The organism is Pantoea sp. App145 (genome assembly GCF_047947045.1).
In the GTDB taxonomy this organism is placed as follows: Bacteria; Pseudomonadota; Gammaproteobacteria; order Enterobacterales; family Enterobacteriaceae; genus Pantoea.
In genome coordinates this window covers 2,259,378-2,273,981 of the sequence record NZ_CP133290.1, presented here as the reverse complement: position 1 = coordinate 2,273,981, position 14,604 = coordinate 2,259,378, and the positions used below count along the sequence as shown (strand labels likewise).

Here is a 14,604-nt window from a genome sequence, read left to right as displayed (position 1 = left end):
TGTATGTAAACCAAATGTCATATAAAATGCTTTACCACAAATGGCGGAAGTCACAGAGTATCTGCTGCGAAATTACACATTTTTTTCATCATGCTTTCGTTAATCAATGAACATGCTCAAACGCTGAGAAGGCTTAATGTTAAGTACAGTGAATCATTTGGCGTGACTCATATCACATTCGGTTAATTGTCCATAACGAACTCTTCCGATGAGAGTTTGAACATGGAACCGATTCCTTAATAGCGGAAGTGATTGATGTATTTGGCTCTATTAAAGGAACGATGGTTGCGCAGGTAATGACTTTGTTTGATAAATCAACTGGTCACTGAGTAATTTTTAGCACCCGGGTGTCGCTGAGTGTTATCGTGACCGGAGTGATTGATTAATACAGGGAACAGGTAAGAGTAAATTTGATGAGTAAGAATAAAGGGAAACTTCGGCAACGTATTAAAGTGATAATGGCAAAATTCCTGCTCGCCTGGTTGGGTATTTGGCTGGCGGCAATTTTGTTGTTTTCTTTTTTGCCGGTACCTTTCTCCGCGGTGATGGTGCAACGACAGGTCGGGGCCTGGCTGAGCGGCAATTTTGATTACGTGGCGCATTCCGATTGGGTCAGTATGGATCAGATCTCTCCGTGGATGGCGCTGGCGGTGATTGCTTCTGAAGATCAAAAATTCCCGGTCCACTGGGGATTTGATGTGCAAGCGATCCAGTCGGTGCTCGATAACGAAGGGGATGAACGCATGCGAGGTGCGTCGACGCTTTCACAGCAGACCGCAAAAAATCTGTTCCTGTGGGATGGGCGCAGTTGGGTGCGAAAAGGTCTGGAAGCCGGGCTGACGGTGGGTATTGAAACCGTATGGACCAAGCGCCGGATTCTGACGGTCTATCTGAATATCGCGGAATTGGGCAATGGGGTATTCGGTGTGGAGGAGGCGTCACAACGTTATTTCCACAAACCCGCCAGCCGTCTGACGATGTCGGAAGCGGCTCTGCTGGCGGCAGTCCTGCCGAATCCGATCCGTTTCCGCGCCGACGCGCCTTCAGGCTATATTCGTCAACGCCAGCAATGGATCATGCGGCAGATGCGCCAGCTGGGTGGGGAAGGTTTTCTGAATCGCTACAAGTTGCACTGAGGCAATTAATCTTCGTCGAAACCCGCTTCAAACAATTCGATCACCGCAGCCAGTGCCTGAGTCTCTTCCGGTCCGCTGGCTTCGATCTCAATATGGCCCCCTTTAGCGGAATCCAGCATCAGCAGTGCGATTACGCTGCTGGCTTCGGCTTCCGTTCCGGCTTCATTGCGTAGTAGTACTTCAGCGTCGAAACTCTGCACCAGCTCAAACAGTTTCATGGCCGGGCGGGCATGCATCCCCAGCTTGTTACGAATCTCAACGGTCTGCTTCACGGTCATGATTTGCGTTTTTCCAGGGTGCGATGACGGGACTGCACATTTTTTCCACGTGAGCGGAAGTAATCGGCCAGCTGTTCGGCAATGTACACCGAACGGTGTTTACCCCCGGTACAGCCAATGGCGACAGTGAGGTAACTGCGATTATTGGTTTCCAGCATCGGCAGCCACAGCTCAAGGTAACTGCGCGTCTGGTAGATAAAGTTATGTACTTCGGTATGTCGATCGAGAAATGCTGCCACCGGACGATCGAGGCCGGTCATCGGACGCAGTTTCGGATCCCAGTGCGGGTTAGGCAGAAAACGCACATCAAAGACATAATCGGCATCGATTGGAATACCATGTTTGAAGCCAAAGGATTCAAACACCATGGTCAGTTCACGTTCGCGTTTACCCAGCAGACGGGTCCGCAGCATCTCGGCTAACTCATGCACCGACATCTCTGAGGTGTCGATAATCAGATCGGCGCGTGAGCGCAGCGGCTCCAGCAGATCGCTTTCCTCATCAATGGCGCTCTCCAGTGACAGGTTTTTACTGGAAAGCGGATGCAGGCGGCGGGTATCGCTGTAGCGACGAATCAGCGTGTTGCGATCGGCATCGAGAAACAAAAGCTGCGGCGCAAAGGACTCCGGCAGATTATTGAGGGCAGTTTCAAAAATCTCCGGCGATTCGGGCATGTTCCGCACGTCAATACTGACGGCGGCTGAGATATTGCGTTCGGTTAACGTATTTGCCAGTTCGGGCAGCAGCACCACTGGCAGATTATCGACACAGTAAAATCCCATGTCCTCAAGCGCACGCAACGCGACTGATTTTCCTGAGCCTGACCGACCGCTAACGATCATCAGCACCATCACATTTCTCCCGTTTTAAACCGGCACCCTGGCCGGTAAAAGTGTCTGTCGCTTAAGGATGGTCGTCCTGCGCTTCTGTGATAATGGCATAGAGTTCTTCATCGCTCTGCGCTGCGCGCAGACGGCGACAGACGGTTTTATCTGCCAGGCGTTTTGCCACCAGCGATAGCGTATGCAGATGGGTTTTACACTGGTCCGCCGGCACCAGCAGCGCAAACAGCAGGTCTACTGGCTGATTGTCGACCGCGTCAAAGGCGATCGGCTGATCGAGGCTGATAAACACACCTACGGCGCGCAGGGTGTCTTCCTCCAGCTTGCCATGCGGAATAGCAATGCCATTGCCAATACCGGTACTGCCCATGCGTTCACGGGTGAGGATTGCTTCGAAAAGCGTCTGGTGAGGCAGATTGAGCTGCTTAGCTGCCAGCTCGCTGATTATTTCCAGCGCACGTTTTTTACTCTGGCAGTGTACGCCGCTGCGGGTGCAGTCCAGCGTGAGGACCGAGCTCAATTCCAGTGTCAGATCGTTGTTCATCATCGTTTCACTTGCGAGTTCACATAGCCGCGAGGATCACCCACTTTAACCCGTTAGCGGGGAAAATGCAGGTTCTCCTGTTGGCGCTTGCGCAGATGACAAAACGGGGCGGTCAGCCCGCCCCATTCTGTGCTCTGAGTGCCGAACCGGTCAGCACTCTGCAAGCGTGAAGGTTAGTGTTTTTTCAGTTTGTCTTTATGTTTAGTCAACTGACGGGAAAGCTTGTCGATCAATCCGTCAATGGCCGCGTACATATCTTCCGCTTCCGATGTCGCGTGCAACTCCCCGCCGTTAACATGCAAGGTTGCATCAGCAATCTGCGTTACCTTCTCCACTTTCAGAACAATATAGACCTGATTGATACGATCAAAATAGTGTTCCAGTTTGGCAAATTTGCTATTTACAAATTCGCGCAGCGGTTCGGTAATCTCTACATTCAGTCCGGTAAGGTTTATCTGCATAGGTCTTCCTTCTCAATACATTCAAACCAGCTGTTTACGCTGATTCGAGGGCGGGATGGACAAAGACTCGCGATACTTAGCAACCGTACGGCGGGCCACCATGATGCCCTGTTCAGATAACATGGAGGTCAGTTTGCTGTCGCTCAAGGGTTTTGCGGGGTTTTCCGCAGAGATCAATTTTTTTACCAGCGCACGTATTGCCGTGGAAGAAGCTTCGCCACCGCCTTCGGTGTTCACATGGCTGGAGAAAAAATACTTCAGTTCAAAGATGCCACGCGGGCTATGTAAATACTTCTGCGTGGTGACGCGCGAAATCGTGGATTCATGCATATCCACGGCTGAGGCGATATCCGCCAGCACCATGGGGCGCATATACTCCTCGCCCTGCTCAAAGAACGCCTGCTGCTGCTCGACAATACAACGTGTTACTTTCAGCAGTGTGTCGTTGCGGCTCTCCAGGCTCTTAATCAGCCATCGGGCTTCCTGTAAGTTACTGCGGATGAACTGGCTATCGCTGTCGTTACGCGCAGCTCCGCCCATCGCGGCATAATGCTGGTTGATTTTCAGACGTGGCACGCTGTCAGCATTCAGTTCGACCGTCCAGCGCGTGCCGATTTTGCGTACCAGCACATCAGGAATGACATATTCTGGTTCGCTGGTATTCACCGACTGGCCCGGACGCGGATCGAGCGACTGAATCAGCAGCATGGCATCTTTCAACACATCTTCTTTCAGACGCGTCACCCGCATCAGACTGCGGAAATCATGATTGGCCAGCAGGTCGAGATGTTCACTGACGATGAGGCGCGCTTCGGCCACCATCGGTATATCACTGGCATATTGTGAAAGCTGGACCAGCAGACAATCACGTAAATCACGTGCACCGACACCGACCGGGTCAAAACGCTGCACGCGTTTCAGTACCGCTTCCACTTCGTCCAGCGTCAGCTCCTCATCGCCAATGCTGTCGCAGATATCCTGCAACGTCACGGTGAGGTAGCCGGTATCGTCAATCGCATCCACAATCGAGGTCGCAATGGCACGGTCAGTATCAGTGAAGGGCGTCAGCTCGACCTGCCACATCAGGTAGTCCTGCAATGACTGCGTCGTCTCCCCTTGGTACACCGGCAATTCATCATCCTGATAATCGGTCCCGGTGCCTGAAGGCGTACCGGCGGTGTAGATCTCATCCCAGGTGGCGTCGAGCGGTAACTCTTCCGGCATATCCTTTTGTTCGAGTGCCTCTCGGGTGTCGAGCGCTTCGCTCTCCTGATATTCGCGTGTGTCTACTTCTTCATGAAGATCTGATTGTTCAAGCAATGGATTGCTTTCCAGCGCCAGTTGTAATTCCTGCTGGAGTTCAAGCGTAGAGAGTTGCAGCAAGCGGATTGCCTGCTGCAGCTGGGGTGTCATCGCCAGCTGTTGGCTGAGCCTGAGTTGCAAACCTTGCTTCATAATCCGGATTGAATTTCCTAAGCAAACGTCGGAGGTTACGACACCTTATCAGAGTCTGAACTCTTCGCCCAAATAAACACGCTTAACCTGCTCATCTGCAAGTATTTCATCGGGGGTGCCGTGGGCAATCAAATGCCCCTGGCTGACGATGTAAGCGCGTTCACAAACGGCAAGGGTTTCGCGCACGTTGTGGTCGGTGATCAACACGCCCAGCCCGCTATCGCGCAGATGCTCAATGATCTTCTTGATATCAATGACGGAAATGGGGTCGACACCCGCAAATGGTTCATCCAGCAGGATGAATTTAGGGTTGGCGGCCAGTGCACGGGCAATCTCCACACGGCGGCGTTCACCACCGGAAAGCGCCTGACCCATGCTGTCACGCAGGTGCTCAATGTGGAACTCTTCCATTAACTCATTGGCACGGTCCTGGCGCTGTTCTTCGCTAAGATCATCACGAACCTGCAATACCGCCATCAGGTTGTCGTAAACGCTCAGGCGACGGAAAATCGATGCTTCCTGCGGCAGATAACCAATGCCACGGCGCGCACGCGCATGCAGTGGCAGGATACTGATGTCTTCATCATCAATGACGATGCGACCGGCATCACGCGGCACAATACCTACCACCATGTAGAAGGTGGTGGTTTTACCGGCCCCGTTGGGACCCAGCAGGCCGACGATTTCGCCGGATTTCACCTGCAGGCTAACGTCTTCTACCACGCGGCGGCCTTTATAGGCTTTCGCCAGGTTTTCAGCGATCAGTGTGGCCATAGAAATTAGTTACTCTTCTTTTGGCTCTGGGATGAACCGTTTTTGTCCTGCAACTGCGACGGCACCAGTACGGTGGTCACGCGTTTGCTCTGGCCCTGACTGAAGGCCTGCATTTTCTGTTCTTTCACCAGATAGGTGATGCGATCACCTTTGATATTGCTATCCAGCTGCTCAATGTAAGCGTTGCCGGTCAGCTCAACAAAGTCATTGGCCAGTTCGTAGTGCAGCTTGGCAGCATGGCCTTGTACCGGCTTGCCGTTATCCTGCATTTGATAGAAAGTCGCGGGGTTGCCCCAGGCATCAACGATGGTTTTTTTGCTATCGCCGCCCGGACGGGTCACCACCACTTTGTCAGCGGTGATTTTGATCGATCCCTGGGTCACGATCACATTGCCGGTGAAGGTGGCGACATTACCCTGCAAATCCAGCGCCTGGTTTTCTGAAACGATATTGACGGGTTTGTCCGAGTCTCCTGTTAATGCCAGAGCGGGCAGACTGGTGGCTAACAGGGCGCTGACCAGCAGTAACTTAAGGCTGTTTTTGTTCATTTTGGATTTCATAGGAGGATTTGACCTTTTCAATCAACTCGGCATTTTTTGTCCGTAAGTTGCCGCGCATCTTCATGCCAGTAGAGTTAAAACTGCGGCCATAAAGGGTGACCTGATCGTCTGAAGTGACATCCTGGGTAACCAGATTGACTACCGCATTATCCGTTTTGATGCGCTGTAACTCGGAATCCTGCGTCAGGGTGTTTACTTCAACGTGGCCGTATAGATAAAGCATACGATCTTTGGTGAGCTTTGCCTTATCCGAGCGAACAGACCAGGTTGGAATTTTGTTCACGTCATAGGTGGTCATCACCGGATTTTCGAACCAGCTCAGTTGATCGGCATCAAAGTAGGTAACTTTATCCGAAATCAGCTTATAGGCCAGCGCACCATCGGGATTGTATACCACGGTGTGAGAAGTCGAGCTGGTATAGGTCGGCTCCTGATCGTTGGTGGCAACCGGTGTTTTGCTCTCATCCTGGTTGGTAAGATTCCAGCCGATTAGCACCAGAGCGATTAAGGCCAGAATCAGCGTTATCCAACGCCTGCTTTTACTCATACTGATTGCCCTTTGGCATCCTCAAATTTATTCTGCGCCATTAAGATCAGATCGCAAAGTTCACGTACTGCACCGCGGCCACCGGCAATGCGGGTGACGTAATGCGCGCGCGGCAGCAGAATCGGGTGCGCATCGGCAACGGCGACACTGAGACCGACTCGCGCCATGACCGGCCAGTCGATCAGGTCATCACCGATATACGCTACCTGTTCGGCAGATAATGACAGTTTATCCAGGAGTTCACGCCAGGCCAAAAGCTTATCCGATTGTCCCTGGTAAAGATGCGTAATGCCGAGGGTTTTACAACGATCTTCCATCAGTCTGGCATTGCGGCCGGTAATAATAGCCACTTCGATGCCCGAGGTCAGCAGGCAACGAATGCCATAACCATCGCGTACGTTAAAGGCTTTCAATTCTTCGCCGCTGTTGCCCATGTAAATCAGGCCGTCTGACATCACACCATCAACGTCACAAATCAGCAGGCGGATTTGCGCTGCCCGCGCCATGACTTCTGTGCTCACCGGACCATAGCAGGTTTCCACTGCTGGTGTTTCAACACTCATGTTCTTTTCCTGTTCAGACCACACCGGCGCGCAGCATGTCATGCATATGTACCACACCGAGCAGGCGATCGTCATCGGCCACCAGCAATGCAGTGATGTTTTTGTTTTGCATCAGGTTAAGGGCATCCACCGCCAACAGATTGGGGCGTACGCGGATGCCACCACGGGTCATCACATCCTGAATGCGGGCTGACTGGAAATCGATACCCATATCAAACACCCGGCGTAAGTCACCGTCGGTGAAGATACCTTCAATTTTCATCAGATCATCGACGATCACCGTCAGACCGAGATTTTTCCGCGTAATTTCCAGCAACGCATCACGCAATGATGCATCACGCGTGACATGAGGGATCTCGTCGCCACTGTGCATGATGTCACTGACATGCAGTAACAGTTTACGCCCCAATGCGCCACCTGGATGGGACAATGCAAAATCTTCCTGCGTAAAGCCGCGCGCTTCCAGCAGTGCCACCGCCAGCGCATCCCCCATCACCAGCGTGGCGGTGGTGCTGGTGGTGGGGGCCAGGCCGAGCGGGCAAGCTTCCTGCGGCACTTTCACGCATAGATGGACATCGGCGGCCCGGCCCATTGCGCTATCGGCACGGCTGGTGATACAGATCAGCTGAACTTTCTGGCGTTTCAGCACCGGTACCAGCGCGAGGATCTCGTTTGACTCACCGCTGTTCGAAATGGCAATCACCACATCGTTGGTACTGACCATCCCCAGATCGCCATGGCTGGCTTCTGCAGGATGAACAAAGAATGCGGGCGTGCCGGTGCTGGCGAAGGTCGCGGCGATCTTTTTGCCAATATGTCCCGACTTGCCCATCCCCATCACCACCACTTTACCCCGACAGGCAAAGATCATTTTGCAGGCGCGTGAGAAGTCGTCATTTATATATTGATCGAGTTGTTCCAGGCCCTCACGCTCAATACGCAGCACCGCTCTGCCTGCCTGTTGAAAGTCAAAATCCGGTTGCTGATGTGACATACTCAGTCTGTCCTTTATTAACCTGTGATAAACATGGGGCTAAGCCACAGCCAGCACACCCACACGATAAATCCTGCTAACAATAAGGCACCTGCCGCCCGGCCAATTCGGCGTCGGCGTTGCAGGCACAACAGGGCGAACAGCACGCTGACACCCAACATCACCCAGTAATCACGGGCAAAGGCATGGGGATCAATGCTGCCCGGATGAATCAACGCGGGCAGGCCCAGAACAATGGCCAGATTAAAAATATTGGCACCGATCAGGTTTCCGATGGCGATATCGTCCTCGCCTTTCATTGCACCAGCGATGACGGTAGCCAGTTCCGGCAGGCTGGTGCCTACGGCGATTAACGTCAACCCCATCACCAGTTCGCTTACGTCGAAGTAATCGGCAAATACGGTCGCGTTATCGATCACCATGCGGGTAGACATCGGCAGGATCAGCAGTGCAACGGCGAGCCACAGGAAGGCCACGGTGTTGCCGCTCTCGTCACGCGGCAGCTCCGCCAATTGTTCGCGCGTTAAGGTGTCGTTATTTTCACGCTCGGCCCGCCGTGCGATCCGGATCGCCACCAGCAGATAACCTAGCGCAATCAGCAGCAAGGCTACGCCATCAAGGCGGCTGAGGTAATTATCAAACAACATAATCCCGCTCAGCAATGAGACCAGCAGCATTAACGGGAGTTCGCGGCGAATCAGATTGGAATGGACGGTTAAAGGATGCAGCAGGGCCGCTCCGCCGAGGATTAACAGAATATTGGTGATGTTCGAACCCAGCGCAGTGCCTACTGCTAAATCCATCTGTCCGTGCTGCGCCGCTGAAAAAGAGACGATCAATTCAGGGAGCGAAGTGCCGATGCTGACCACGGTCATGCCGATGATTAACGGGGGTATGCCGAAGGATCGACTGAGGATCGCGGCACTGAATACTAATCGGTCAGCGCCGTAAGCCAGTAAAATCAATCCAATGAACAGCAGGGCAGTGGCTACGAACATGAAAAATCCTTGATGGCCAGATGTGTCGGCACGCGTTGCCCGACGGGTATAAACATTAGTGCAGTGAAACAGGCGCTGATTTTGACTGTCTGAGAGGCAAAAGTAAATTTTAAGGCTATTTTCGCCAAACCGGGTGGGTAAGTTTCTGTAAAACTCTCGTGCATCGTGGACTTACAGGCTACCATCCCGGGATACGATAACGCCCGATCCCCATTAAGAGGTAAAGATGATCCAGCAGCAAACGAATCTGGTTGAGGTTCGTGGCGTGAGCTTTTCGCGCGGAGATCGCACCATCTTCGACGACATTTCATTAACGGTGCCCGAAGGTAAAGTGACCGCCATTATGGGGCCATCAGGCATTGGGAAAACTACGCTGTTGCGCCTGATTGGTGGCCAGCTCCAGCCAGATAAAGGTGAAATCTGGTTCCGTGACGAAAACATTCCCTCACTTTCACGCCGCAGATTGTATGAAGTGCGTAAAAAAATGAGCATGTTATTTCAGTCAGGTGCACTTTTTACCGATCTCAACGTCTTTGATAACGTGGCCTGGCCGCTGCGGGAACATACGCAACTTCCGCCATCGCTGCTGCACAGCACGGTGATGATGAAGCTGGAAGCGGTAGGATTGCGTGGTGCGGCACAACTCAAACCGGCGGAACTTTCCGGCGGGATGGCGCGCCGTGCAGCGCTGGCGCGTGCGATCGCGCTGGAACCGGATCTGATCATGTTCGATGAACCCTTTGTCGGCCAGGATCCGATCACCATGGGGGTATTGGTAAAATTGATCGACGAGCTGAACCACGCGCTGGGGGTGACCTGCATCGTGGTTTCGCACGACGTGCCAGAGGTCTTGAGCATTGCCGATCATGCCTATATTGTTGCCGGGCAAAAAATTATTGCTCAGGGAAGCGCGCCTGAATTGCGGACTAACCCCGATCCACGCGTGCGCCAGTTTATTGAAGGGCATGCGGACGGCCCGGTGCCGTTCCGCTTTCCGGCCGGGGATTATCTGGCCGATTTGACCCACGCAGGGAGAACCTAAGCTGATGTTGTTAAAGGCGCTGGCGTCACTTGGACGTCAGGGGATTAACACCTGTGCGGCATTTGGCCGGGCAGGGATGATGCTGTTTCATGCGCTGGTGGGAAAACCGGCGTTTCGCAAACATGCACCGTTGCTGATCAAGCAACTCTACAGCGTGGGCGTAATGTCTCTGCTGATCATTATGGTCTCTGGGCTGTTTATCGGCATGGTGCTTGGGTTGCAAGGCTATCTGGTCCTGACCACCTACAGCGCGGAAACCAGTCTCGGCATGTTGGTGGCGTTGTCGCTGCTGCGCGAACTCGGCCCGGTGGTTACCGCGTTGTTGTTCGCCGGGCGTGCCGGTTCGGCGCTGACCGCAGAAATTGGTCTGATGAAAGCCACAGAGCAGCTCTCCAGCATGGAAATGATGGCGGTTGACCCGTTGCGACGCGTGGTATCACCACGTTTCTGGGCCGGTTTTATCAGTATGCCGCTGCTGGCGCTGATTTTTACGGCGGTGGGGATTGCCGGTGGTGCGCTGGTTGGCGTCAGCTGGAAAGGTATTGATCCTGGCTTCTTCTGGTCAGCGATGCAGAACGCGGTGGATTTCCGCACTGATATTATCAACTGCATTATCAAAAGCGCGGTTTTCGCCATTACGGTGACATGGATTGCGCTGTTCAACGGTTATGATGCTATCCCCACGTCGGAGGGGATCAGCCGGGCAACGACGCGTACCGTGGTACATGCTTCACTGGCGGTACTCGGTTTGGATTTTGTGCTGACAGCACTGATGTTTGGGAAATGATGCAATGCAAAGCAAGAAAAACGAAATTTGGGTAGGCGTCTTCATGCTGCTGGCACTACTGGCACTGCTGTTTCTCAGCCTGCGTGTTGCTGACCTGAAATCACTGGGGACTGAACCCACATGGAAACTGTATGCCACCTTCGATAACATCGGCGGCCTGAAAGTGAGCTCGCCGGTCAAGATTGGCGGTGTGGTGATTGGTCGTGTGACGGATATTTCGCTGGATGACAAAACCCTGTCGCCGCGCGTCACCATGGACATCAGCGACCAATACGCCAACAAAATACCGGACACCAGCTCACTGGCGATTCGTACCCAGGGATTACTGGGGGAACAGTTCCTGGCGCTCAATCTTGGCTTCGATGACCCGGATCTGGGGTCGTCTATGCTGAAAGATGGCGGCACGCTGCGTGATACCAAATCAGCGATGGTGCTGGAAGATTTGATTGGCCAGTTCCTTTACAAGAGCGGCGACAACAAAAACGATAACAAACAACAGGGTGCGGAGAGCGCGCCTGCAGCAACTGAATAACCCCAGAGGTAAAACACGATGTTTAAACGTTTACTGATGATTGCCATGCTGGCCATCGTTCCACTGGCCGCGACGGCAGCGGACCAGAGCAATCCCTATAAACTGATGGATGAAGCGGCGGCGAAAACCTTCACTCGCCTGAAGAACGAGCAACCGAAGATCAAGCAGGATCCTAATTATCTGCGTGATATCGTGCGTCAGGAATTGCTGCCCTATGTGCAGATCAAGTATGCGGGTGCGCTGGTGTTAGGTCGTTACTACCGTGATGCCACACCGGCACAGCGTGATGCTTACTTCGCGGCCTTTGGCGATTATCTGGCACAGGCATATGGCCAGGCGCTGGCACTCTACCACGGTCAGACCTATCAAATTCAGCCTGAACAGCCGATTGGCGATGCCGATATTGTGGCAATCCGTGTCACCATTCTCGATCCGAGCGGCCGCCCACCGGTACGCCTTGATTTCCAGTGGCGCAAAAACAGCCGTACGGGTAACTGGCAGGCCTACGATATGGTGGCAGAAGGCATCAGTATGATCACCACCAAACAGAATGAGTGGGGCGATTTGCTGCGTACCAAAGGTATCGATGGTCTGACCGCGCAGTTGAAAGCCTCTGCGGCTCAGCCAATCACTCTGGATAAGCAGCAATAATGAGCGAACCGTTACGCTGGCAGCGTACTGCCAGCACGCTGGCCCTGAGTGGGAAGCTGGACCGTGACACCTTGCTGTCCTTGTGGCAGGAACGGGAAACGGCCATGGTGGATATTGAGACCATTGATGTGGCTGCACTCGACAGGGTGGACTCAGCCGGACTGGCGCTGTTGGTTCATTTGCGCGAGATTGCCAGGGCGCAGGGCAGCACGCCGCTGTTTAGCGGTATCACGGATAAACTTCAGTCACTGATTACGCTGTATAACCTGCAGCAGATTATTGTTTCTGCGGAAAAAATAGCCTGATTATTGCCCTTAATGATAAAGCCCCTGATTTTTTCAGGGGCTTTTGCGTATTTAAGAGTCAGACGCTTTCCTCTAAGATGTCTGCCTTATTATTATCAACTTGAAGCAAAGAGCGATGGAAAATAGTGAAGTTCAGGCGGTCCTGATGCAGGCGTTGCCATTAGAAGAAGTGCATGTTCTCAGCAACGACGGTAGCCACTTTCAGGTAATTGCGGTCGGCGAGATGTTCGGCGAGCTGAGCCGGGTTAAAAAACAGCAGGCTGTGTATGCGCCACTGATGGAATACATTGCGGATAATCGCATTCATGCGGTTTCCATAAAAACTTATACTCCTGCCGAGTGGGCGCGCGATCGTAAACTTAACGGTTTCTAAGCGCACTGCTTTGGTGCGCCCGCGCAGGCGGGCTTGTTTGATTGATAATTGAGAACCGTGTTAATGGACAAATTTCGTGTGCAAGGCCCCACCCGTTTGAGTGGTGAAGTGACCATTTCCGGGGCGAAAAACGCTGCGCTGCCAATTCTGTTTGCAGCGCTGCTGGCAGAAGAGCCGGTAGAGATTCAGAATGTGCCGAAACTGCGTGACATCGACACCACCATGAAGCTGCTGAGTCAGCTGGGTGCGCAGGTCGAGCGTAATGGTTCGGTGCACGTTGATGCGCGCGAAGTTAATGTCTTCTGTGCGCCTTATGACCTGGTGAAAACCATGCGTGCTTCGATTTGGGCGCTGGGACCGCTGGTTGCGCGTTTTGGTCAAGGGCAGGTTTCACTGCCGGGTGGTTGTGCCATTGGCGCACGTCCGGTTGATCTGCACATCACTGGCCTTGAGCAACTGGGTGCAGAGATCAAACTGGAAGAGGGCTATGTTAAAGCCTCAGTTGATGGTCGTCTGAAGGGCGCGCATATCGTGATGGACAAAGTGAGCGTCGGTGCCACGGTGACCATCATGAGTGCGGCAACGCTGGCAACAGGCACTACTATCATTGAAAACGCTGCGCGTGAACCGGAAATTGTTGATACAGCGAACTTCCTGAACACCCTGGGTGCAAAAATCAGCGGTGCTGGTACCGATAAAATCACCATTGAAGGCGTAGAACGTCTGGGTGGCGGTGTTTATCGTGTCCTGCCGGACCGTATCGAAACCGGTACTTTCCTCGTTGCTGCTGCGATTTCGCGTGGCAAAGTGGTGTGCCGCAACACTCAGCCTGACACCCTGGATGCGGTACTGGCTAAACTGCGTGACGCCGGTGCGGATATTGAAACCGGTGCCGACTGGATTAGCCTCGATATGCACGGTAAGCGCCCAAAAGCGGTTAACGTTCGCACTGCACCGCATCCGGGTTTCCCGACCGATATGCAGGCGCAATTTACGCTGCTGAACCTGGTGGCTGAAGGCACCGGTGTGATCACCGAGACCATTTTCGAAAACCGCTTTATGCACATCCCTGAACTGATTCGTATGGGCGCGCATGCGGAGATCGAAAGCAATACCGCAATTTGTCACGGCGTGGAGACGCTGTCGGGTGCGCAGGTTATGGCGACCGATTTACGTGCATCAGCCAGTCTGGTGCTGGCGGGTTGCATTGCGGAAGGTACTACGCTGGTCGATCGTATTTACCATATCGATCGTGGTTACGAGCACATCGAAGATAAACTGAAAGCCATGGGTGCCAATATCGAGCGCGTTAGCGGCGAATAATTGTCTTCCAGGCTTTAATAAGAAAACCAGCCCCTACTGCGGCTGGTTTTTTTTGGCTACGCGAGCATCACTCTGAAGATTGAGGCACCTTTTTTGGCTTCGGGCGCCCCGTGCGTTTCCGCAAACGCTGAGTCTTAGGATCAAAATAACGGCTTGGCCAGATCTCCGCAGGGTGTACACCCAAGGCGTTGGCAATCAACCACTCTCCTTTTGGCCAGGAACGGGAAATGGTATTCGCCAGAGTCGATGAACTCAGGCCCGATTTACGCGATAACGCTGCCATTGTGGTTCCTTTCTTACGCAGCTTTGCAATGATGTCTGCCGGGTGCCAGTCTTGTTTCCATGCATGCATAAACGCTCTTCTCCATGTCCATGTTGTCTTCTCATCCTTCGGGTGAGGGATTCTTTCCGGTGTAGGAATATCTGGAAATATACGGAA

General features: G+C 53.1%; 20 protein-coding genes. 8 read left to right on the top strand and 12 right to left on the bottom strand.

Going from position 1 to position 14,604, the window contains the following annotated elements; translation table 11 throughout:
* Window positions 1–413: 413 nt before the first annotated feature.
* The gene (mtgA, locus tag RCF31_RS10475; RefSeq protein WP_084872148.1) at window positions 414–1,136 is read left to right on the top strand and encodes a monofunctional biosynthetic peptidoglycan transglycosylase; all 723 of its coding nucleotides are present in this window, start codon (window positions 414–416) and stop codon (window positions 1,134–1,136) included.
* A gap of 5 nt (window positions 1,137–1,141) precedes the next feature.
* On the opposite strand, the gene npr is transcribed toward mtgA, so the two are convergent.
* From npr to RCF31_RS10420, 11 genes are all read right to left on the bottom strand, one after another.
* On the bottom strand, window positions 1,142–1,414 hold the full coding sequence (gene npr, locus RCF31_RS10470) for a PTS phosphocarrier protein NPr (protein WP_013507653.1): 273 nt from the start codon (window positions 1,412–1,414) through the stop codon (window positions 1,142–1,144).
* A complete protein-coding gene (gene rapZ / locus RCF31_RS10465) occupies window positions 1,411–2,265 on the bottom strand; it encodes an RNase adapter RapZ (RefSeq protein ID WP_084872149.1) in 855 nt (284 codons plus the stop codon). Before rapZ ends, npr begins: the two co-directional genes overlap by 4 nt.
* Before the next feature lie 52 nt (window positions 2,266–2,317).
* Window positions 2,318–2,800: a PTS IIA-like nitrogen regulatory protein PtsN gene (gene ptsN / locus RCF31_RS10460; RefSeq protein WP_208617305.1), complete on the bottom strand. Its 483-nt coding sequence runs from the start codon at window positions 2,798–2,800 to the stop codon at window positions 2,318–2,320.
* Window positions 2,801–2,973: 173 nt separating this feature from the next.
* A complete protein-coding gene (gene hpf, locus RCF31_RS10455; protein WP_013507656.1) occupies window positions 2,974–3,261 on the bottom strand; it encodes a ribosome hibernation promoting factor in 288 nt (95 codons plus the stop codon).
* 21 nt (window positions 3,262–3,282) lie between these two features.
* The gene (gene rpoN, locus RCF31_RS10450) at window positions 3,283–4,716 is read right to left on the bottom strand and encodes an RNA polymerase factor sigma-54 (protein ID WP_416410260.1); all 1,434 of its coding nucleotides are present in this window, start codon (window positions 4,714–4,716) and stop codon (window positions 3,283–3,285) included.
* Between the two features lie 48 nt (window positions 4,717–4,764).
* Window positions 4,765–5,490, bottom strand: a complete 726-nt coding sequence (lptB, locus tag RCF31_RS10445) for an LPS export ABC transporter ATP-binding protein (protein ID WP_299457887.1) — start codon at window positions 5,488–5,490, stop codon at window positions 4,765–4,767.
* Window positions 5,491–5,495: 5 nt separating this feature from the next.
* Window positions 5,496–6,050, bottom strand: a complete 555-nt coding sequence (gene lptA / locus RCF31_RS10440) for a lipopolysaccharide ABC transporter substrate-binding protein LptA (RefSeq protein ID WP_299457885.1) — start codon at window positions 6,048–6,050, stop codon at window positions 5,496–5,498.
* A complete protein-coding gene (gene lptC, locus RCF31_RS10435) occupies window positions 6,019–6,597 on the bottom strand; it encodes an LPS export ABC transporter periplasmic protein LptC (protein ID WP_084872164.1) in 579 nt (192 codons plus the stop codon). Before lptC ends, lptA begins: the two co-directional genes overlap by 32 nt.
* Entirely contained in the window at window positions 6,594–7,160 is a 567-nt protein-coding gene (gene kdsC / locus RCF31_RS10430) for a 3-deoxy-manno-octulosonate-8-phosphatase KdsC (protein WP_416410257.1), read from the bottom strand. The genes lptC and kdsC overlap by 4 nt, the downstream gene beginning before the upstream one ends.
* A 13-nt stretch (window positions 7,161–7,173) precedes the next feature.
* On the bottom strand, window positions 7,174–8,154 hold the full coding sequence (gene kdsD / locus RCF31_RS10425; protein WP_084872170.1) for an arabinose-5-phosphate isomerase KdsD: 981 nt from the start codon (window positions 8,152–8,154) through the stop codon (window positions 7,174–7,176).
* A gap of 17 nt (window positions 8,155–8,171) precedes the next feature.
* Window positions 8,172–9,152, bottom strand: a complete 981-nt coding sequence (locus RCF31_RS10420; RefSeq protein WP_299457879.1) for a calcium/sodium antiporter — start codon at window positions 9,150–9,152, stop codon at window positions 8,172–8,174.
* A gap of 226 nt (window positions 9,153–9,378) precedes the next feature.
* On the opposite strand from RCF31_RS10420, the gene mlaF reads away from it, so the two are divergent.
* From mlaF to murA, 7 genes are all read left to right on the top strand, one after another.
* Entirely contained in the window at window positions 9,379–10,194 is an 816-nt protein-coding gene (gene mlaF / locus RCF31_RS10415) for a phospholipid ABC transporter ATP-binding protein MlaF (protein WP_416410254.1), read from the top strand.
* Between the two features lie 4 nt (window positions 10,195–10,198).
* Window positions 10,199–10,981 (top strand): lipid asymmetry maintenance ABC transporter permease subunit MlaE, encoded by a 783-nt coding sequence (gene mlaE, locus RCF31_RS10410; protein WP_084872177.1) that lies wholly within the window; start codon window positions 10,199–10,201, stop codon window positions 10,979–10,981.
* A gap of 4 nt (window positions 10,982–10,985) precedes the next feature.
* Window positions 10,986–11,513 carry an outer membrane lipid asymmetry maintenance protein MlaD gene (gene mlaD / locus RCF31_RS10405; RefSeq protein WP_084872179.1) on the top strand — a complete coding sequence of 176 codons (528 nt, stop codon included), beginning with the start codon at window positions 10,986–10,988 and terminating at the stop codon, window positions 11,511–11,513.
* Window positions 11,514–11,531: 18 nt separating this feature from the next.
* On the top strand, window positions 11,532–12,164 hold the full coding sequence (mlaC, locus tag RCF31_RS10400; protein ID WP_416410251.1) for a phospholipid-binding protein MlaC: 633 nt from the start codon (window positions 11,532–11,534) through the stop codon (window positions 12,162–12,164).
* Window positions 12,164–12,469, top strand: coding sequence for a lipid asymmetry maintenance protein MlaB (gene mlaB / locus RCF31_RS10395; protein ID WP_313687536.1), 306 nt, complete (start codon window positions 12,164–12,166; stop codon window positions 12,467–12,469). Before mlaC ends, mlaB begins: the two co-directional genes overlap by 1 nt.
* Before the next feature lie 115 nt (window positions 12,470–12,584).
* Window positions 12,585–12,842 (top strand): BolA family iron metabolism protein IbaG, encoded by a 258-nt coding sequence (gene ibaG / locus RCF31_RS10390; RefSeq protein WP_007886637.1) that lies wholly within the window; start codon window positions 12,585–12,587, stop codon window positions 12,840–12,842.
* A gap of 63 nt (window positions 12,843–12,905) precedes the next feature.
* Entirely contained in the window at window positions 12,906–14,165 is a 1,260-nt protein-coding gene (murA, locus tag RCF31_RS10385) for a UDP-N-acetylglucosamine 1-carboxyvinyltransferase (protein ID WP_416410248.1), read from the top strand.
* Window positions 14,166–14,232: 67 nt separating this feature from the next.
* Here the strand turns inward: murA and RCF31_RS10380 are convergent, their stop codons facing one another.
* Window positions 14,233–14,517 (bottom strand): helix-turn-helix domain-containing protein, encoded by a 285-nt coding sequence (locus RCF31_RS10380; RefSeq protein ID WP_416410246.1) that lies wholly within the window; start codon window positions 14,515–14,517, stop codon window positions 14,233–14,235.
* Window positions 14,518–14,604 lie beyond the last annotated feature (87 nt).